At 63.7% G+C, this 16,834-nt stretch carries 19 protein-coding genes; 7 read left to right on the top strand and 12 right to left on the bottom strand.

Translation table 11 applies throughout. The annotated features are described in order from the left end of the window. Nucleotides 1–24: 24 nt before the first annotated feature. The 3 genes from ACGYLO_RS00345 to ACGYLO_RS00335 all read right to left on the bottom strand — a co-directional run bounded on the left by ACGYLO_RS00345 (nucleotide 25) and on the right by ACGYLO_RS00335 (nucleotide 2,636). Nucleotides 25–1,602: a gamma-glutamyltransferase family protein gene (locus tag ACGYLO_RS00345; protein ID WP_271688849.1), complete on the bottom strand. Its 1,578-nt coding sequence runs from the start codon at nucleotides 1,600–1,602 to the stop codon at nucleotides 25–27. Between the two features lie 226 nt (nucleotides 1,603–1,828). After that, a complete protein-coding gene (locus tag ACGYLO_RS00340) occupies nucleotides 1,829–2,293 on the bottom strand; it encodes an ATP-binding protein (protein ID WP_271688850.1) in 465 nt (154 codons plus the stop codon). A 4-nt stretch (nucleotides 2,294–2,297) separates the two neighbouring features. Then, entirely contained in the window at nucleotides 2,298–2,636 is a 339-nt protein-coding gene (locus ACGYLO_RS00335) for an STAS domain-containing protein (protein ID WP_271688851.1), read from the bottom strand. Between the two features lie 86 nt (nucleotides 2,637–2,722). On the opposite strand from ACGYLO_RS00335, the gene ACGYLO_RS00330 reads away from it, so the two are divergent. The 4 genes from ACGYLO_RS00330 (at nucleotide 2,723) to ACGYLO_RS00315 (ending at nucleotide 5,963) form a co-directional block, all read left to right on the top strand. Further along, a complete protein-coding gene (locus tag ACGYLO_RS00330) occupies nucleotides 2,723–3,895 on the top strand; it encodes an acetyl-CoA C-acyltransferase (protein ID WP_271688852.1) in 1,173 nt (390 codons plus the stop codon). 75 nt (nucleotides 3,896–3,970) lie between these two features. Continuing rightward, on the top strand, nucleotides 3,971–4,429 hold the full coding sequence (locus tag ACGYLO_RS00325) for a GAF domain-containing protein (protein ID WP_209218454.1): 459 nt from the start codon (nucleotides 3,971–3,973) through the stop codon (nucleotides 4,427–4,429). 49 nt (nucleotides 4,430–4,478) lie between these two features. Continuing rightward, entirely contained in the window at nucleotides 4,479–5,126 is a 648-nt protein-coding gene (locus tag ACGYLO_RS00320; protein WP_271688854.1) for a pseudouridine synthase, read from the top strand. A 183-nt stretch (nucleotides 5,127–5,309) separates the two neighbouring features. After that, nucleotides 5,310–5,963 (top strand): peroxiredoxin, encoded by a 654-nt coding sequence (locus ACGYLO_RS00315; protein ID WP_271688855.1) that lies wholly within the window; start codon nucleotides 5,310–5,312, stop codon nucleotides 5,961–5,963. 15 nt (nucleotides 5,964–5,978) lie between these two features. Here the strand turns inward: ACGYLO_RS00315 and ACGYLO_RS00310 are convergent, their stop codons facing one another. The 8 genes from ACGYLO_RS00310 to rbfA all read right to left on the bottom strand — a co-directional run bounded on the left by ACGYLO_RS00310 (nucleotide 5,979) and on the right by rbfA (nucleotide 13,800). Beyond that, nucleotides 5,979–6,980, bottom strand: a complete 1,002-nt coding sequence (locus tag ACGYLO_RS00310; protein WP_271688856.1) for a stealth family protein — start codon at nucleotides 6,978–6,980, stop codon at nucleotides 5,979–5,981. A gap of 198 nt (nucleotides 6,981–7,178) precedes the next feature. Continuing rightward, nucleotides 7,179–9,320: a polyribonucleotide nucleotidyltransferase gene (gene pnp, locus ACGYLO_RS00305; protein ID WP_067266744.1), complete on the bottom strand. Its 2,142-nt coding sequence runs from the start codon at nucleotides 9,318–9,320 to the stop codon at nucleotides 7,179–7,181. A gap of 282 nt (nucleotides 9,321–9,602) precedes the next feature. Continuing rightward, nucleotides 9,603–9,872 (bottom strand): 30S ribosomal protein S15, encoded by a 270-nt coding sequence (gene rpsO, locus ACGYLO_RS00300; RefSeq protein ID WP_067266742.1) that lies wholly within the window; start codon nucleotides 9,870–9,872, stop codon nucleotides 9,603–9,605. Nucleotides 9,873–10,040: 168 nt separating this feature from the next. Beyond that, entirely contained in the window at nucleotides 10,041–10,979 is a 939-nt protein-coding gene (locus ACGYLO_RS00295) for a calcium-binding protein (RefSeq protein ID WP_331618922.1), read from the bottom strand. Nucleotides 10,980–11,066: 87 nt separating this feature from the next. Further along, complete coding sequence (locus ACGYLO_RS00290; protein ID WP_271689914.1) at nucleotides 11,067–11,603, bottom strand: DUF1643 domain-containing protein; 537 nt, start codon at nucleotides 11,601–11,603, stop codon at nucleotides 11,067–11,069. 6 nt (nucleotides 11,604–11,609) lie between these two features. Next, on the bottom strand, nucleotides 11,610–12,536 hold the full coding sequence (gene truB, locus ACGYLO_RS00285; RefSeq protein ID WP_276154393.1) for a tRNA pseudouridine(55) synthase TruB: 927 nt from the start codon (nucleotides 12,534–12,536) through the stop codon (nucleotides 11,610–11,612). Between the two features lie 77 nt (nucleotides 12,537–12,613). Next, entirely contained in the window at nucleotides 12,614–13,360 is a 747-nt protein-coding gene (locus ACGYLO_RS00280) for a phosphodiester glycosidase family protein (protein WP_394374327.1), read from the bottom strand. Beyond that, nucleotides 13,357–13,800: a 30S ribosome-binding factor RbfA gene (rbfA, locus tag ACGYLO_RS00275; RefSeq protein ID WP_271688858.1), complete on the bottom strand. Its 444-nt coding sequence runs from the start codon at nucleotides 13,798–13,800 to the stop codon at nucleotides 13,357–13,359. The genes ACGYLO_RS00280 and rbfA overlap by 4 nt, the downstream gene beginning before the upstream one ends. A gap of 96 nt (nucleotides 13,801–13,896) precedes the next feature. Here rbfA and dapB point away from each other — a divergent pair, with 96 nt between their 5' ends. Beyond that, entirely contained in the window at nucleotides 13,897–14,715 is an 819-nt protein-coding gene (gene dapB / locus ACGYLO_RS00270) for a 4-hydroxy-tetrahydrodipicolinate reductase (protein ID WP_271688860.1), read from the top strand. Between the two features lie 79 nt (nucleotides 14,716–14,794). After that, nucleotides 14,795–15,154, top strand: a complete 360-nt coding sequence (locus tag ACGYLO_RS00265; RefSeq protein ID WP_271688862.1) for a dihydrodipicolinate reductase — start codon at nucleotides 14,795–14,797, stop codon at nucleotides 15,152–15,154. A gap of 5 nt (nucleotides 15,155–15,159) precedes the next feature. On the opposite strand, the gene ACGYLO_RS00260 is transcribed toward ACGYLO_RS00265, so the two are convergent. Beyond that, nucleotides 15,160–15,360, bottom strand: coding sequence for a DUF1674 domain-containing protein (locus ACGYLO_RS00260; RefSeq protein ID WP_271689916.1), 201 nt, complete (start codon nucleotides 15,358–15,360; stop codon nucleotides 15,160–15,162). A gap of 199 nt (nucleotides 15,361–15,559) precedes the next feature. Here ACGYLO_RS00260 and ACGYLO_RS00255 point away from each other — a divergent pair, with 199 nt between their 5' ends. Beyond that, on the top strand, nucleotides 15,560–16,831 hold the full coding sequence (locus ACGYLO_RS00255) for an RsmB/NOP family class I SAM-dependent RNA methyltransferase (protein WP_271688864.1): 1,272 nt from the start codon (nucleotides 15,560–15,562) through the stop codon (nucleotides 16,829–16,831). The last annotated feature ends 3 nt before the right edge of the window (nucleotides 16,832–16,834 follow it).

The following is a 16,834-nucleotide window of genomic DNA, read 5'->3' as shown; positions in this document are numbered from 1 at the left end:
GCCTTCGCCAGCCCAAGCGTTTCATCAATAGCCCAAGGCGCAGCCGTCCTTGCGCGGATCGCTCGCGCCTTCCAGCACGCCATCTTCGCGGATGCGGATCGCCTGCGCCCCGCCGATCGCCGTTTCGGGCACTTCGACTCTATGGCCCAGATCGCTCAAGGCTTGGCGCACATCGTCGCCAAAGCCGCGCTCGACCTTCATCACCTGCCCATCGGCAAAGGCGCGCGGTGCGTCGATGGCGCTTTGCACATCCATGCCGAAATCGGTGAGGTTCGAGGCAAAGCGCGCATGGCCGCAGGGCTGATAGGCCCCGCCCATCACGCCAAAGGGCATGGTCACCCGGCCATTCTCGCGGATCATGCCGGGGATGATCGTATGCATCGGGCGTTTGCCGCCTTTCAGCTCATTCGGGTGGCCTTCCTCCAATGTGAAACCCGCGCCACGGTTTTGCAGCAGGATGCCGAACTTGTCCGAGGCGATGCCAGAGCCGAAGCCGTGGAAGATCGAATAGATGAGCGAGACCGACATGCCGTCGCCGTCGACCACGGTGATATAGATCGTGTCTTTATGCACCGCCTCGCTGATCGGGGCGGCGGCGGCCATGGCGCGTTTGGGGTCGATCAGGGCCGCAAGGGCGCGGGCGGTTTCGGGGGCGAGCATATGCTCCAGCCGCGCGGTGTGGTCCGGGTCGGCCAAAAAGCGGTTGCGCGCGTCATAGGCCAGTTTGGTGGCCTCAGCTTCGATATGCAGGCGCTCGGCCCCCAATGGGTCCATCCCGGCGATGTCGAAGTGATCGAGGATATTCATCAGCAGCAGGGCTGTCGCCCCTTGGCCATTGGGCGGATGTTCGACCACTTCGAGGTCTTTGTACTGGCCTGACACGGGCGTCGTGACCTCGGCGCGGGCCTGGGCGAAATCCGCGGCGCTGTGGCTGCCGCCTGCGGCTTGCAGGCTGGCGATCATGTCCTCGGCGATCTCTCCGGTGTAGAAGGCATCGCGGCCCTGCACGGCCACGCGGCGCAGCACTTCGGCCTGTCCCGGCGCGCGGAAGATGTCGCCGGTGCGGGGCGTTTTGCCGTTGATGAGGAAGTGATCCCGCGCGCGTCCCTGAAGGGTGCCGCCGTCGGTGGCCCAGTCAAAGGCCACGCGCGGGGCGACGGGCACCCCCGCCTCGGCATAGTGGATCGCGGGGGCGAGCAGGGCGTCCAACCCCAATTTGCCGGCGCTTTCCGAGAGGTGGCAGAAGGCGTCGATGGCCGTGGGGATGGTCACGGCATCCGCCGAGCGGAGCGGCACCGTCTGCTCGCCCTTGTCCCGCAGTTTCGCGGCATCCAGCGCCGCTGGCGCGCGGCCGGACCCGTTAAGGGCATGGACCTCCTCGCTCCCCGCCGGGGAGTAGAGCACGAAACAGTCGCCGCCGATCCCGGTCATCTGCGGCTCGCAAATGCCTAGCAAGACCGCCCCGGCGATGGCCGCGTCCATCGCGTTGCCGCCTCGCGCAAGGATATCGACCGCCGCCCGCGCGGCTAGCGGATGCGATGTGGCGCAGATGCCGTTGGTGGCCAAGACCGGTGACCGGCCGGGAAGGTGAAAATCGCGCATGTGCTGCCCCTCGCTGAATTACGTCAGCGTGACCCTAGACGGAGATCTCGGTTCTGCCAATGCGGGGGAAAGTTCCTCGGCACCGCGTACTGGGTGGGGGCTATTAAACACGGCACCGAGGGAAGCCATATGCAGCTACAGCACCGTTTATGACCGGCAACCAAGGCGCAATTGTGATCCCAGCGGGGCCGTTTTGCGAAATATGCGGGACGCCCTGCCGCAGGTGTTAACGCGGCGGTAACCCGACCGGGAGCCGCAGGTCGATCCGGTTCTCTTGGGCCAAGCGGCGATAGGTCAGGTCTTTCGCCAGATCGCGGATCAGGAACCAGCCAAAGCCGCCTTCGGGCAGGTCGCAAACCGGGCGGTCGATCTCTTGCGGCAGGCCCAAGGGCACTTGCAGATCGGGCATCGGCAGCCCTTCGTCCGACACGGCAAGGTGCAGGCCGTCGGGCGCGTGATGGCAGGCGATATGGATGGGGCCGGGGGGGTGCGGGTCGGGGTAGGCGTGTTCGACGATATTGTTGAGCATTTCGGCGACAACCAAACGCACCACGCAGACCTCCTCGGCCCCGAGCGAAAGGCAGCTAAGCGCGTCCAGCAAAAGCGTAAGCGCCTCCCGCGCGGCCTGCGGGCCGCTGTGAACGGTGATCTCGAACGGGCAGAGCGCGGACCGCGCGGCGGAGAGCCGCATCGCGCTATCCCCGATACGCTGTAAGGGCGGCGTCCAGCGTGTGAAAAATGCCGAAAACCGTACCCATACGGGTCAGGGTAAAGACCTTTTCCACCGCCGGGGTCAGCCCGGCCAGCACCAGCGCGCGCTTTGGCGCGAGATGTTTCATAACCGCGATGATCGCGCCCAGCCCGCTGGAATCGATGAAATTCACCCGGTGCAGATCAAGGATCACCACCGGCGGCGCATGGGCCGTGGCGCGGCGCATGGCATCCTTGAACTCCAACGCGGCGGCGGCATCGATGCGGTCGTGCAGCACGCTGACGAGGCAAAAGCGGTCTTCTGTTTTCGCGGAAACTTCCATAAACATGCCTCAAGACTTGAAGTTCGAGACGTGATTAGCCGTAAAACCTTACCATCCGGTATGCGGTGCAACTCTAGGAGAACGTGATGCGCAATGTCGTGATAACCGGTGCAGCCAGAACCCCGATGGGCGGTTTCCAAGGGGCCTTCGAGGGGCTGACCGCCGCCGAATTGGGCGGCAGCGCGATCAAGGCGGCCCTGGGCAAGACGGATCCTGCCGAGGTGCAAGAGGTTCTAATGGGCTGCGTGTTGCCCGCGGGGCAAGGCCAAGCGCCCGCGCGTCAGGCCGGGTTCAAGGCCGGTCTGGGCGAAGAGGTGCCGGCCACCACGCTCAACAAGATGTGCGGCTCGGGCATGAAGGCGGCGATGATGGCCTTTGACCAGATCGCGCTTGGCCAGACCGATGTGATGGTCGCGGGCGGCATGGAAAGCATGACCAACGCGCCTTATGTGCTGCCGAAAATGCGCGGCGGCGCGCGGCTGGGGCACGGTCAGGTGATCGACCACATGTTCCTCGATGGTTTGGAAGATGCCTATGACAAAGGCCGCCTGATGGGCACCTTTGCCGAGGATTGCGCCGAGCGTTTCCAGTTCACCCGTGAAACCCAAGACGACTATGCGCTGGCGTCGCTATCGCGCGCCATCGAGGCGCAGGAGGGCGGCGCCTTTGAAGATGAGATCGCCCCGGTCGAGGTGAGGTCGCGCCGCGGCAGCACCACGGTCAGCGCTGACGAACAGCCCGCAAGTGCCCGGCCCGAGAAGATCCCCCAGCTAAAACCCGCCTTCCGCGAGGGCGGTACGGTGACGGCGGCGAATTCCTCGTCGATCTCCGATGGGGCGGCGGCTTTGGTTTTGGCGGATGAGGACAGCGCCAATGCCAAAGGGCTGCACATCCGTGCACGGATCGTGGGCCACGCCAGCCATGCCCAAGCGCCGGGGCTTTTCACAACAGCACCCGTGCCCGCCGCGCAAAAGCTGCTGGAGCGGATCGGCTGGAAGAAAGAGGATGTCGATCTGTGGGAGGTCAACGAGGCCTTCGCCGTTGTGCCGCTGGCTTTCATGCATGAAATGGACCTCTCGCATGATATCGTGAACGTCAACGGCGGCGCCTGCGCGCTTGGCCACCCAATCGGTGCCTCGGGCGCGCGGATCATGGTGACCCTGTTGAACGCGCTAGAAAAACGCGGGCTGAAACGTGGTGTCGCGGCGATCTGCATCGGCGGTGGCGAAGGCACCGCCATCGCCATTGAGCGCCCCTGATCCTACGGGCCGACTAGAGTATTTATGGGGGAGGCGGTTAGCCTCCCTTTTCCCGTCTGCAATATGAGTATCCCCATGACCGTCGACTACCAAACCCTCGCCAAGACCATCGCCGCCCTGACCGAGGGCGAAGACGATGCCGTGGCCCTGATGGCCACCATCGCCTGCGAAGTGCATCACGCGGATGACCGCTTTGACTGGACCGGCTTTTACCGGGTGACCGCGCCCGAATTGCTGAAGATCGGCCCCTATCAAGGCGGGCACGGCTGTCTGGTCATCCCCTTTTCGCGCGGGGTCTGCGGGGCCGCGGCGCGCACGGGCGAGGTGCAATTGGTCGAGGATGTCGATGCCTTTCCGGGCCATATCGCCTGCGCCTCCTCGACACGTTCGGAATTGGTGCTGCCGGTCTGGAACGGCGCGGGGGAGTTGCTGGGCGTTTTCGACATCGACAGCGACCAGCCAAACGCTTTCACCCAAGCCGATGCCGATGCGCTGAGCGCGATCCTCAAGGATAGTTTCGCCGCCGTCGCCTGACGGCCACGCCCCCGCTTGATCCGCGGGGCTGCATCTGCGAGGGGGAGCCATGGATAGCGAATATAACCCGCCGCAGGACCCGCTGGTCATTCTGCATGAAGATGCCGAAGTTCTGCTGGTCGACAAACCGTCAGGGCTGCTCAGCGTGCCGGGGAAGGGCGAACATCTGGCCGATTGCCTGATCACGCGGGTGCAGGCGGTCTTTCCCCAAGCGCTGCTGGTGCACCGGTTGGATCGTGACACTTCGGGCGTGATGATCTTTGCCCTGACGCCCCATGCGCAGCGTCACCTTGGGTTGCAGTTCGAAAAGCGCATGACCCGCAAGACCTATGTCGCGCGGGTCTGGGGGGTGCCAGCGGAGAAATCCGGCAGTGTCGATCTGCCGCTGATCGTCGATTGGCCCAACCGCCCCCGGCAGATGGTCTGCCATCAGACCGGCAAACCTGCGCAGACCGACTGGAAGATGGTCAAGAACGATGGGGAGACTGCGCGCCTTCGGCTTTTCCCCAAGACCGGGCGCAGCCATCAGCTACGCGTGCATATGCTGGCGCTTGGGCATCCGATTTTGGGCGACCCTTTCTATGCCACGGGGGCCGCGCGGGATTTTCCGCGGTTGATGCTGCATAGCGAGGAATTGCGGTTCAACCATCCGCAGGGTGGCGCATCGACGAAGGTGCGGGCCAAGGCGCCTTTCTGAGCTGCGCTCCCTGCCCGGCCTTGCGCCGTGAGGTGGGGGCGGGATTGGTATTTAAGAAAGGATGAAGGGGAAGGGGCCGTGGCGCTGCGGTGAAGTTGGGCTTTGTGGCGATCGGGGGGTGAAACCGGCGGGGTTTGCGATTACCTCTGACCTATCTGTTCACAGATTGACCCGGAGGATATCATGGGCTTGCGTATCAACGACACTATTCCCGATCTTACAGTCGAAACCGATCAGGGCAGTTTTTCCCTGCATGACTTCGTCGGTGACAACTGGGCGATCCTGTTCTCGCATCCGAAGGATTTCACCCCGGTTTGCACCACCGAGTTCGGCGCCGTGGCGCGGCTTTCCGAGGAATGGGAAAAGCGCGGCACCAAGGTGATCGGCGTCAGTGTTGACGGTGTTGAAGAGCATAAGAAGTGGAAGGGCGATATCGAGAAGGTTGCAGGCGCCGAGGCCGGTTTCCCGATCATCGCGGATGCGGGGCTGGAGGTGTCGAAAGCCTTTGATATGCTGCCTGCGGAGGCCTATCTGCCCGATGGCCGTACGCCCAATGACAGTGCCACGGTGCGGTCGGTTTTCATCATCGGGCCGGATAAGCAGTTGAAGCTGAGCATGACCTATCCGATGAACGTGGGCCGGAACTTTGCAGAGGTTCTGCGGGCTTTGGACGGGTTGCAGACGGCGGCGAAGAACGCTGTGGCGACGCCTGCGGATTGGCAGGTGGGTGAGGATGTGATCATCCCCGCGACGGTGTCGGATGAGGACGCCAAGGCGAAGTTCGGGGCGTTTGAGACGGTGTTGCCCTATTTGCGCAAAGCCAAATTGAAGGCCTAAGGGGCGCGGGGAGGTTTATGCCCCCGCGCCCAGCATTCTCATATCGAGATAGGGCTGATAGATGTCGACAAGACCGCTGAATAGCCGAGCGGTCTTGTCGGGGTCGATTTCATCCAAGCTCTGCATGCAGCCAAAGTCGTAACCTTCGGCCAGCAGTTGGCTGAGCATTGTATCGACATGGCGCCCGGGTTTTGCATAGGCCACACGGGGCGGTTCGTAGGCTGTTACTGTCGTGAGATGATTGTGTAGTGAGATCGGCCAATGCTGTTCGCGCACACGGAAGCGCGGACGGACCTGTTTGGCAAACTCCTCAGGGTTCTCTTCGTAATAGCGCGCAAGCGTCGTGGTTCGCATCGGGTGGGGCCAATGCTCTTGGTGAATGAATGTGCGTTGGTTTCTTACGGCGAGAGCGCCGTTCTCCTGAGCTGTGCGGAAGGAGGCGCGACCCCAGTGATTTGGACGGAGCTTGCGCAACAGGTCGTGCTTTAGCCAGTCGATACCGCCCGTGGATCGCATACTGAGGATTCGCCCCCGGACTTTTGGATGCCCATCCTCGTCGAAAAAGTAGGACGGAGGCAGGCTCGATTTGACAAACATATCGTCGTTAAAATAGATATGCCGGTCCGCCAGCCCCGGAATGCGCCAAAGCGCGGCTTCGATTGTCAGGCTGTTAAAGGTGGGCAGAGCCTCCGGATGGTCACCCAGAATATCACGGTGATCGACAATCCGGATTTTGTCCGCCGAGCAATGCCCAGACGTTGCGAAATTATCGATGAACGGCGGTCGCTGGCCGTCGGTCACGATCCAGATGGTGCGAATGAACGGCAAGAACTTGAGGATCGAGGCCACGCAGACGTAAATCTCGCCTTGGCTGTCGAAGCGTGTAGCGGCCTGCGATGTCTTGTGCCGGACGCCGTCTTCGGCCGCATAACGGCGGCGTTTTTCCGCGTGGGCGGGGTCGTTCCCATCGACCCAGGCGATGACGGCATCAATTGGTGAAAGCGTTTTCTCGGTCATGCGCGCTAGATAGCTTCATCAGACGGCGGCGCAAGTCGATAAAGTCTCCGTAGCGCGGGAGGCACGTCATGCGGACCGGAGCAATGTGATCAGCATGCTTGCGGGATGGCTAGGTTCGAGAGGTTGAACCTTCATGCTACGAAAATGGCCCCCGCGCGGCTGCGCAGGGGCCTTCGTTAGTCAGGTCGCGGTCGGGGTTTAGCCCTCTGCCGCTTCTTTCTTCTCGGCAGTGATCTCTTCGCCGGTCTCCTGATCGACGACTTTCATCGACAGGCGCACCTTGCCGCGATCGTCGAAGCCCAGAAGCTTGACTTTCACTTCCTGACCTTCCTTCAGAACGTCCGAAGGGTGGTTCAGGCGGCGGTTTTCGATCTGGGAGACGTGGACCAGACCGTCGCGCTTGCCGAAGAAGTTCACGAAGGCGCCGAAATCGACGATTTTCACGACGGTGCCGGTGTAGATGGCACCCTCTTCGGGCTCGGCCACGATCGAATAGATCATGTCATAGGCTTTCTTGATCGCTTCGCCGTTGGGGCTGGCGATCTTGATGGTGCCTTCGTCGTTGATGTCGACCTTGGCGCCGGAAACCTCGACGATCTCGCGGATCACCTTGCCGCCGGAGCCGATCACTTCACGAATCTTGTCGGTCGGGATCTGCATGGTCTCGATACGCGGGGCGTGAACGGAGAAGTCCGCGGCGCCGGAGATCGCCTTGTTCATCTCGCCGAGGATGTGGATGCGGCCTTCTTTGGCTTGTGCCAGGGCTTTCTCCATGATCTCGGGCGTGATGCCTGCGACCTTGATGTCCATCTGCAGCGAGGTGATGCCGGCTTCGGTGCCCGCGACCTTGAAGTCCATGTCGCCAAGGTGGTCTTCGTCACCCAGGATGTCCGACAGGATCGCGTAGGAGCCGTCATCTTCGAGGATCAGACCCATGGCCACACCGGCCACGGCCGATTTCAGCGGCACGCCCGCGTCCATCATAGACAGGGAGCCACCGCAGACCGATGCCATCGACGAGGAGCCGTTGGATTCGGTGATCTCGGAGACCAGACGGATGGTGTAGGGGAAGTCGGTCGCCGCGGGCAGAACCGCCTGCAGGGCGCGCCATGCAAGCTTGCCGTGGCCGACTTCGCGGCGTCCGGGAGGGCCCACGCGACCCACTTCGCCGACCGAGTAGGGCGGGAAGTTATAGTGCAGCAGGAAGTTCGATTTGAAGTTGCCGTGCAGCGCGTCGATGAACTGCTCATCGTCGCCGGTGCCGAGCGTGGTCACCACGAGGCCCTGCGTCTCACCACGCGTGAAGAGCGCCGAACCGTGGGTCCGCGGCAGGATGCCGGTTTCGGCCACGATGTCGCGGATCTCGTCGGTGCGACGACCGTCGATACGCTTGCCGGTTTTCACCACGTCGCCGCGCAGGATGCTGGCCTCAAGGCCCTTCATCGCGGAGCTGAGGTTCTTGTCCTCAAGCTGCTCTTCGGTGAGCTTGCTCTTGATGGTTTCGCGGGCGGCAGCAACGGCGGCGGTGCGCTCTTGCTTGTCCACGATCGCGAAAGCGGCACGCATTTCGTCTTCGCCAGCGGCTTTCACGGCAGCCGACAGATCGGAATAGTCTTCGGGCTGGAAGTCGAAGGGCTCCTTCGCGGCTTCCTCGGCCAGATCGATGATCAGGTCGATGACCGGCTGGATCTGCTCATGGGCGAATTTAACGGCGCCCAGCATTTCCTCTTCCGACAGCTCATAGGCTTCGGATTCGACCATCATCACCGCGTCCTTGGTGCCCGCGACCACGAGGTCGAGGCGCTGGTCGGGGTTGGTGCGCAGGTCTTGCATGTCGTCGATGGTGGGGTTCAGCACATAGTCGCCACCCTCATAGCCCACACGGCAGCCCGCGATCGGACCCATGAAGGGCGCGCCCGAGAGTGTCAGCGCGGCGGAGGCAGCGATCATGGCGACCATGTCGGGGTCGTTGACCAGATCGTGGCTCAGCACGGTGCACATCACCAGAACTTCGTTTTTGAAACCGGGGACGAAGAGCGGGCGGATCGGACGGTCGATCAGACGCGCGGTCAGGGTTTCCTTCTCGGTGGGGCGGGCCTCACGCTTGAAGAAGCCACCCGGTACTTTACCGGCGGCATAGTATTTCTCTTGGTAGTGCACGGTCAGGGGGAAGAAATCCTGCCCGGGCTTTTGCTGACGTGCATACGTCACGTTGGCCATGACGCTGGTCTCACCCAGCGTGGCAATCACCGACCCGTCCGCCTGACGGGCAACCTTACCGGTTTCCAGTGTCAGCGTCTCTTCGCCCCACTGGATCGATTTTTTCGTTACATTAAACATCTACGTTTCCTTTTTGGCCCATTGGCCATTGCATAGGGGCCGTATTGCCCCTGACTCCGGTATCTTCTTTTTCAGGCGCTGGAGTCCGGGCGCCGGATTTCAGATTGCGCGGGCATACATGTTTTCATGGCAAATGGGAAGTGTTCTGTCGCCTCGGGGCCATAAGCGGCGGGTTCTCTCCGCCGCAGCGCGCTGCGGTCTGCGCGCAACAAAAAACCTCCCGGCGGGGGCCGGGAGGTTTTGGTCGTCCTGTCACCGGAACTTCCGGCGGCTTGCGCGCGATTAGCGGCGCAGGCCGAGGCGTTTGATCAGGTCCTGATAGCGGGACTCGTCTTTGGCCTTAACGTAATCCAGCAGCTTGCGGCGCGTCGCGACCATTTTCAAAAGACCACGGCGGCCGTGGTTGTCTTTCTTGTGGGTCTTGAAGTGCTCGGTCAGCGTGGTGATGCGCGAGGTCAGAATGGCAACCTGAACTTCGGGCGAACCGGTGTCGCCTTCTTTGGTGCCGAATTCTTTCATGACTTTTGCTTTTTCTTCAGCAGTGATCGACATCGGGGTCTCCTTTCGAAAAGAGTTAAAATGGATGGCGCAGGCCGGGATGTCGTCCAGCGCAGGCCCATGGAGATATCACCCGCTGACGGAATCAGCAGGCGATGGGGGCGTATAGGAGGAATTTTCGCCTTTGGCAAAGGGTGATTTGCGCATGGGCTCCGCCCCGCCTTAGGCCGCGAGGCCGAGGTCGAAGGCTGCAGAGAGCGGGATCAGCGCGATATCGTCCAGCGTGATGCTGTCCCCCGCCACCCGCGCGACGATGATATCATCCAGCAGGACGAGGGTTTGGCCCGCATCCTCCGGGTCGGGCAGGATGGAGAGCGGCGGCTCCGCCCCGCCCGCGCTGCTGTCGTCCCAGACAAAGAGCAGCGAATCGTCCGCCGCGTGGTAGTCCGTGATCTGCGCCGCCCCGCCTTGGCCGATCCAGTCCCCCAAGGCGATCTGATCGGTGCCGTCGCCCGAGGTCACCACATCCCCGGCGCCCGCGATGATCAGGTCGTCGCCGCCGCCGCCGTTCAGGAAATCGGGGCTTTGTTGGTCATCCGCCCCGGTGAGCGTGTCGTCGCCCCAGCCGCCAAAAAGCGTATCCATGCCCGCGCCGCCGCGCAGCGCATCGTCGCCAAGCCCGCCTTGCAGGGCATCGTTTCCGGCATCGCCCTCCAGCAGGTCATCCCCCGCCGCGCCTTGCAGCGCATCATCGCCCGCCCCGCCATAGAGAAAGTCATCGTCATTGTGGCCAAAGAGGCTGTCGTTGCCCGCGCCGCCAAAAAGGTCGTCATCCCCGTCATTGCCATGCAGAATGTCGCCGCCCGCGCCACCTTGGAGCGTGTCATTGCCGCCGTGGCCGTGCAGGTCATCATCCCCGCCGCCGCCACGAAGCAGGTCCTCCCCGCCGTAGCCGCCAAGCTGGTCGTCGCCGGGGCCGCCCTGCACCGTCTCACCGTCATCGCTGCCTAACAGGATATCTCCGACCGTGGTGGTGCCGCCGCCCGGGCTGTCCCCCTCCGGCAGCTCGTCCTCCGGCGGTGTTTCGATTTCCACGAAAGTGACGGCGCCGACCGCCATCAGACCCATTACTCCAGCCAGCCACAACATCCGCAGTTCCACCCGTTGATTGCTTGATGCCCCACACATCGTCCCAGCTTCAAAAGGGCATGTCGTGGCTGTAAAATCAAAGGAATAGCGGGGAAATGGTTAACGAATGCCTGCCCGCGCCGGGGGCTCGGGCTGCCACAGAACCGGCTCTTGGGTGTAGGGCAGGTAAAGCGGATGGCGGGGATGCCCGGCTTTGGAGAGGCCGAGGTGGTAGAGCGGTTTTGCCCCCTCAGCCAGCCGAGCCGCGACGGCGAGACCGCGGTCGAGATGAGCACCATGCACGCCCCAAGCGGCGATGATGCGGTCGGCCCAATCGGCCCCCTCGACCAGCGTGGCGTCATTGTCGGGGCCGATGGGATCGGGGGCGGCGCGCATGTCGCGCGGGTCGGTGGCGCGGAAGGCGAAGATATTGGTCACCCGGAAGCCGCCAAAGCCCAGCACCCGCGCCCGACGCTCGCAGCGCTCGACCGTCGGGTCGTTCTGCACCTCGGTCGCGGTGGAGGGGTTGAGCATCACGAACATCACCCGCGGTGCCGCGCTGTCCCAAACCCGCGTGAGGCTGTAGCGGTACTGCTCGCAGGGCGAATAGACCGCCGTCGAGGGCGCGTCGCCCTTGGTGTGGCTGCGGGTGATCAGGGCCATTCAGCCCTCATTCGCGTCCGACGACAGGTTGAACACCCGGCTCGGATGCAGCTCTCCCGCCTTGAAGCGACCCACGGCGACAGGCAGCCCATCGAGCGAGGCCCAGCACTCATCGCCATATTCCACGTCATGGGCGATGACCATGCCGGGGTTGCCGTTGCGCAGGCGGGTGGCGCCTTCGGGGGTGGCTTTGACTTCGGGCAGCTCGGCCAGCCCTTCGGCCAGCGGCAACAGATAGGTGTCGAGTTCCGGTGTCCGGGCCAGTTCGTCCACCTGCGCCAGCGTCAGGGCGTTGCCTGCCTCGAACGGGCCGGACCATGTGCGGCGCAATTCGCGGACATGGCCGAGACAGCCAAGCTTCTGCCCCAGATCGCGCGCGATGGAGCGGACATAGCCGCCCTTGCCGCAGACCATTTCAAGCGTGACATGATCGGCATCGGGGCGGTCGACCAGCAGCAGGCTTTCCACCCATAGGGGGCGGGCGGCGATCTCCATCTCTTCGCCGTCGCGGGCGCGTTTATAGGCGCGTTGGCCGTCGATCTTTACGGCGGAGAACTGCGGCGGCACCTGCTGAATGTCACCGATGAAGCCGTTCAGCGCATCCTTGATCGCGGCATCATCGGGGCGCAGGTCAGAGGTGCCGATGGCTTCGCCTTCGGCGTCGTCGGTATTGGTGGCGATGCCGAGCCGCACGGTGAACTCATAGGCTTTGAGCGCGTCGGTGATATAGGGCACGGTCTTGGTCGCTTCGCCCAAGGCGATGGCCAGAACGCCGGTCGCTTCGGGGTCGAGCGTGCCTGCATGGCCCGCCTTCTTGGCCTCCAGCGCCCAGCGGACCTTGTTGACCACGGCGGTCGAGGTGGGGCCAGCGGGTTTGTCCACCACCAGCCAACCAGAAATATCGCGACCCTTGCGTTTGCGTGCCATGTCTTGCCCCTTCGCTTTGTGGTGCTGCCCTCTATCGGAGCCGCGCCGCGCTGCCCAGCCCCCAAGCGGGGAAAAGCTTACTTTGCGGGCGTCACGATGCCTACGATCGGCCCCAAGGTGGTGAAGCCCGCCCCGCTGCGGCGCAGGCTGGGGGCGCGCAGGCGCGAGATATTGCCGTCGAAATACAGCGCGTTAGGCAGGTCCAACTCATCCCGGTAGAGCCGGGCGAATTCGTGAAAGGTAACCACGTCATTAGAAATCGCGAAAACCGCGCGCTTGCCATCTGCCGTGGTGCCAACCCCATTTCGGATGTAGCGCGAGGTGCTGTCGGGCAGGAATCGCGGGTGCAGCGCCCCGTCGATGACCAGCATCGGGCCGGATTGCGTGGCGAAACGGCAGTTCGGCTTGGCCTTGAGATAGCGCTTGGTCTCGATCACATCGGCGCGGCCCTCGCGCAGGCAAAAGACCCCATTGGGCAGCAGGCCGAAATTGCCGGGGCCTGCGCTGTCGATCACGCCGCGCGTTTCGACCCCTTCTTCGATGTAATGTCCGACCGGAGAGCGGTCTTCGTGGTACATGCCCGCGTTCATGGCAAAGCCAAGCCGCAGCCCCTGCGCTTTCAGCGCCTCGTCAAGCGAGCCGAAGAACCCATAGGGCGCGCCCGCCTCATTGTTAAGAAAGAGCCGCAGGTCATCCCGCTCCAGATCGACTTCGCAGATCGTGTAGGAACTGCCGTCAAAGGTAATGTTGCGGCATTCGGCAGCGTCCGCTGGCGTGCCTTTCAGCGCCAGGAGCGCGAATGCGATCAGGCCCGCGCGGATCACTGATCCGGCGCGCCGTCGGCACTGTCATCGGCGCCGTCGTCATCGGGGGCATCCGCATCGCGGCGCACCACCTCTTGGTTCAGCATGCGGCGGGTGTCGTCCATCCGGTCAAAGGTCTGGTCCAACTGAAAGCGCAGATCGGGCGAGAATTTGAGCGTCAGTTTCTTGGCGACCTGACGGCGCAGTTCGCTTTTGTTGCGGGCCAGCAGTTTGAGCACATCTTCCTGACCTTCACCGCCCAAGGGCAGCACATAGGCTGTGGCGATCTTGAGGTCGGGAGAGATGCGCACCTCGCCCACGGTGATCGACATCCGATTGAGATCGGTGTCATGCACATCCCCGCGTGCGAGGACATCGGACAAGGCGCGGCGGACGGTTTCGCCCACGCGGAGTTGTCGTTGCGACGGGCCGGGGCCCTCATGAAACTTGTTCTTTGCCATGCCCCCCATCTAAGGCTTCGGTTGCACTTTGCCAAGCGCTCCGCGACGGGCTAAACCGGCCCTGCCAGTCACGGCCAGAACCGCAGGAGACCGAGTATGACACAGACCCCCGGCATTGCCGTCACCGGCGCCTCTGGCCGCATGGGCCAAATGTTGATCCGTGAGATCAACGCAAGCGACAAAATGCATCTGGCCGCGGCGCTAGAGCGTCCGGGCCATGACTGGATTGGCCGCGATCTGGGCGAGGCGATGGGCGGCACGGCCTCGGGCGTGACTGTGACAGACAATGCGGCAGAGGCGTTTGGCAAGGTGCAGGCCGTCATCGACTTCACCGCGCCGCAGGCCACCATCGCTTTCGCCGGTGAGGCCGCCAAGGCTGGCATCGTCCATGTCATCGGCACCACCGGCATGACCGAAGACGAGATCGCGCAGCTTGCCCCCGCTGCCGAACAGGGGGCCGTCATCGTCCGTGCGGGGAACATGAGCCTCGGCGTGAACCTGCTGACGCAGCTGACCCGGCAGGTCGCCGCCGCGCTGGACGTGGATTACGACATTGAGATCATCGAATCGCACCACAATCAGAAAGTCGATGCCCCCTCGGGCACTGCATTGATGCTGGGCGAAGCCGCCGCCGAGGGGCGCGGTGTCAAACTGGCGGATGTTTCGGACCGGGGCCGCGACGGGATCACCGGCGCGCGGCAAAAGGGCGATATCGGCTTCACGGCGATCCGGGGCGGCGACATTGTGGGCGAACATGACGTGATGTTCGCCGCCGCCGGAGAGCGGATCATCCTGCGCCACATCGCCTCGGACCGTGCGCTTTTCGCCCGCGGGGCGCTCAAGGCCGCGCTTTGGGGGCAGGGCAAAGCGCCGGGGGAATATGACATGTTGGACGTGCTTGGCCTGAAGGGCTGAGGCGCAGGCAAATTATCTGAAACTTTACCTTCCTTGGCTACGTGAGTGCCTCAGGCAACTCACCCCAAGGGAGGTTTCGATGAAGATTACCTTTGCACTGGCTGTGACAGCGATGCTCGCGGCTGTTGGTCTGCCCGCTGCGGCGGAATATGCCCGTATTCAAAATAAGTCAGACTTCATCGCCGCAGTGAATGGCAAAAGGCTAACCCGCCCGCTGGTCGATCTGCGGGTCACCTCAGGCGGGGCCATTTCCGGCAGGGGCGCGGTTTGGGAGGTGACCGGCAAGTGGTCGTGGAAAGACGGCTATTTCTGCCGCACGCTTGTCTGGGGCGGCAAGGATCTGGGCTATAACTGCCAATTGGTCGCCCGCGATGGCGCGAAACTCCGCTTTACCTCTGACAGGGGCGCGGGGGAGTCGGCGGTGCTGACCCTGCGCTGAGGCGCTTAAAAATCGACGGCGATGCCTTTCTTTTCCCAATCGCCATAGCGCACAGGCTCTGGCCCATCGCGCCCGCCAAGTTCGGTGGGCATGTCGAGCGCGGCTGCCGCCTCACGCCGGGCGGCAGCCTCGGCCAAGGCGCGCTGGGCGGCGGCGGGCAGATCGGGGCCGGGGGCTGGCGTCGGGTCTTGCGGCGTGTCGGGGATCGGTTTCGGCCGCGGTTTGGGCTGCGGGGGCAGGTCCGGCGCGGGGCTGGGCGTGGGATCAGGGCCGGGTTTGCTGTCGGGAATGGGGCGTTGATCGGGCATCATGGTCCTCTTGAGCCAAGTTCTCCCTTGATATACGTCGCCCGCTGGCCCAGACAACCCGGCAACCCCTCAAGCCAGACCCAGATAGGATATGACCATGGCAGACACAGGCGTTCAGGCCCGCAGAAGCGCGGTTTATCTGCTGGATCAGATTTTGGGCGATGAGCCGCGACTGATGTCCGAGCTTCTTGCCGCGGGCGCGCTGGACAAGCTGCCCCCCGATGATCGGGCGCGGGCGCAGCGTTTGGCGCAGGACACGCTGCGCGGGTTGGAACGGGCGGACCGGTTGCTGCAAAAGCACCTGCAAAAGGCACCGCCGCTGACCGTGCGCAATGTGCTGCGGGTCGGCGCGGTCGAGCTTTGTCAGGGCGGGGCCGCGCATGGGGTGGTGAACGCGATGGTGAACCTCGTCTCGCAACACCGCACGCTGAGCCATCTCAAAGGGCTGACCAACGCCGTGCTGCGCAAAGTCGCCGCTCAGGGGCCCGAGGCGTGGGGTGCCCTGCGCGCGCCGCGCCTGCCCAAATGGCTGCGCGGACCGCTGGCCGAGGCTTGGGGCACCGATGCCATGGCCGCGATGGAACAGGCGCATTTTGCGGGCGCACCGCTTGATCTGACCGCCAAGGGCGATGCTGCCGCCTTGGCCGAGGCGGTGGGCGGCACGCTGCTGCCGACAGGCTCCGTCCGGGTGACGGATGCCGGGCAGGTCTCTACCATGCCGGGCTTCGCCGAGGGGGACTGGTGGGTGCAAGATGCCGCCGCCGCGATCCCGGTGCGGGTGCTGGCCCCGAAGGAGGGCGAGACGGTGCTGGACCTCTGCGCCGCGCCGGGGGGCAAGACCATGCAGCTTGCCGCTGCGGGGGCGGTCGTTACCGCTGTCGACCAGTCGCATCCCCGGATGCAGCGGGTGAAGGAAAACCTTGCCCGCGTGGGGTTGAAGGCCAAGACGCTGACCAAGGATGCGCGCGCCGTGCAGGGCACATTCGACGCCATTCTGCTGGACGCGCCATGCTCCGCCACCGGCACCATCCGCCGCCACCCGGACCTGCCTTATGCCAAAGACGGATCGGAATTCGGTGATCTGATCGAGTTGCAATCCGAGTTGATCGACCATGCCTGGAGCCTACTCAAGCCCGGCGGGCGGTTGGTGTTCTGCACCTGTAGCCTGCTGCCGGACGAGGGCGAGGTGCAGGTCGACGAAGCCTTGGAGCGGCATGGCGACATGACCGTCGACACCGCCGCGCTGGAGGTGCCCGGCGTCGAGGCCGACTGGCACACCGAAGAGGGCGGGCTGCGCCTGCGCCCCGACTTCTGGGCCGATCAAGGCGGGATGGACGGGTTCTATATCGCCTGTCTGCGCAAGGACTGACCC

The organism is Sulfitobacter sp. 1A13353, from assembly GCF_043557255.1.
GTDB lineage: Bacteria > Pseudomonadota > Alphaproteobacteria > Rhodobacterales > Rhodobacteraceae > Sulfitobacter > Sulfitobacter faviae.
The sequence above is the reverse complement of the archived record's forward strand: the minus strand, read 5'-3'. Positions and strand labels throughout refer to the sequence as shown.

What these genes read in the sequence shown, in the direction of transcription:
- ACGYLO_RS00345 (WP_271688849.1), bottom strand. Translation starts at nt 1,602, where the DNA reads ATGCGCGATTTTCACCTTCCCGGCCGGTCACCGGTCTTGGCCACCAAC.
- ACGYLO_RS00340 (WP_271688850.1), bottom strand. Translation starts at nt 2,293, where the DNA reads ATGCGGCTCTCCGCCGCGCGGTCCGCGCTCTGCCCGTTCGAGATCACC.
- ACGYLO_RS00335 (WP_271688851.1), bottom strand. Translation starts at nt 2,636, where the DNA reads ATGGAAGTTTCCGCGAAAACAGAAGACCGCTTTTGCCTCGTCAGCGTG.
- ACGYLO_RS00330 (WP_271688852.1), top strand. Translation starts at nt 2,723, where the DNA reads ATGCGCAATGTCGTGATAACCGGTGCAGCCAGAACCCCGATGGGCGGT.
- ACGYLO_RS00325 (WP_209218454.1), top strand. Translation starts at nt 3,971, where the DNA reads ATGACCGTCGACTACCAAACCCTCGCCAAGACCATCGCCGCCCTGACC.
- ACGYLO_RS00320 (WP_271688854.1), top strand. Translation starts at nt 4,479, where the DNA reads ATGGATAGCGAATATAACCCGCCGCAGGACCCGCTGGTCATTCTGCAT.
- ACGYLO_RS00315 (WP_271688855.1), top strand. Translation starts at nt 5,310, where the DNA reads ATGGGCTTGCGTATCAACGACACTATTCCCGATCTTACAGTCGAAACC.
- ACGYLO_RS00310 (WP_271688856.1), bottom strand. Translation starts at nt 6,980, where the DNA reads ATGACCGAGAAAACGCTTTCACCAATTGATGCCGTCATCGCCTGGGTC.
- pnp (WP_067266744.1), bottom strand. Translation starts at nt 9,320, where the DNA reads ATGTTTAATGTAACGAAAAAATCGATCCAGTGGGGCGAAGAGACGCTG.
- rpsO (WP_067266742.1), bottom strand. Translation starts at nt 9,872, where the DNA reads ATGTCGATCACTGCTGAAGAAAAAGCAAAAGTCATGAAAGAATTCGGC.
- truB (WP_276154393.1), bottom strand. Translation starts at nt 12,536, where the DNA reads ATGGCACGCAAACGCAAGGGTCGCGATATTTCTGGTTGGCTGGTGGTG.
- rbfA (WP_271688858.1), bottom strand. Translation starts at nt 13,800, where the DNA reads ATGGCAAAGAACAAGTTTCATGAGGGCCCCGGCCCGTCGCAACGACAA.
- dapB (WP_271688860.1), top strand. Translation starts at nt 13,897, where the DNA reads ATGACACAGACCCCCGGCATTGCCGTCACCGGCGCCTCTGGCCGCATG.
- ACGYLO_RS00265 (WP_271688862.1), top strand. Translation starts at nt 14,795, where the DNA reads ATGAAGATTACCTTTGCACTGGCTGTGACAGCGATGCTCGCGGCTGTT.
- ACGYLO_RS00255 (WP_271688864.1), top strand. Translation starts at nt 15,560, where the DNA reads ATGGCAGACACAGGCGTTCAGGCCCGCAGAAGCGCGGTTTATCTGCTG.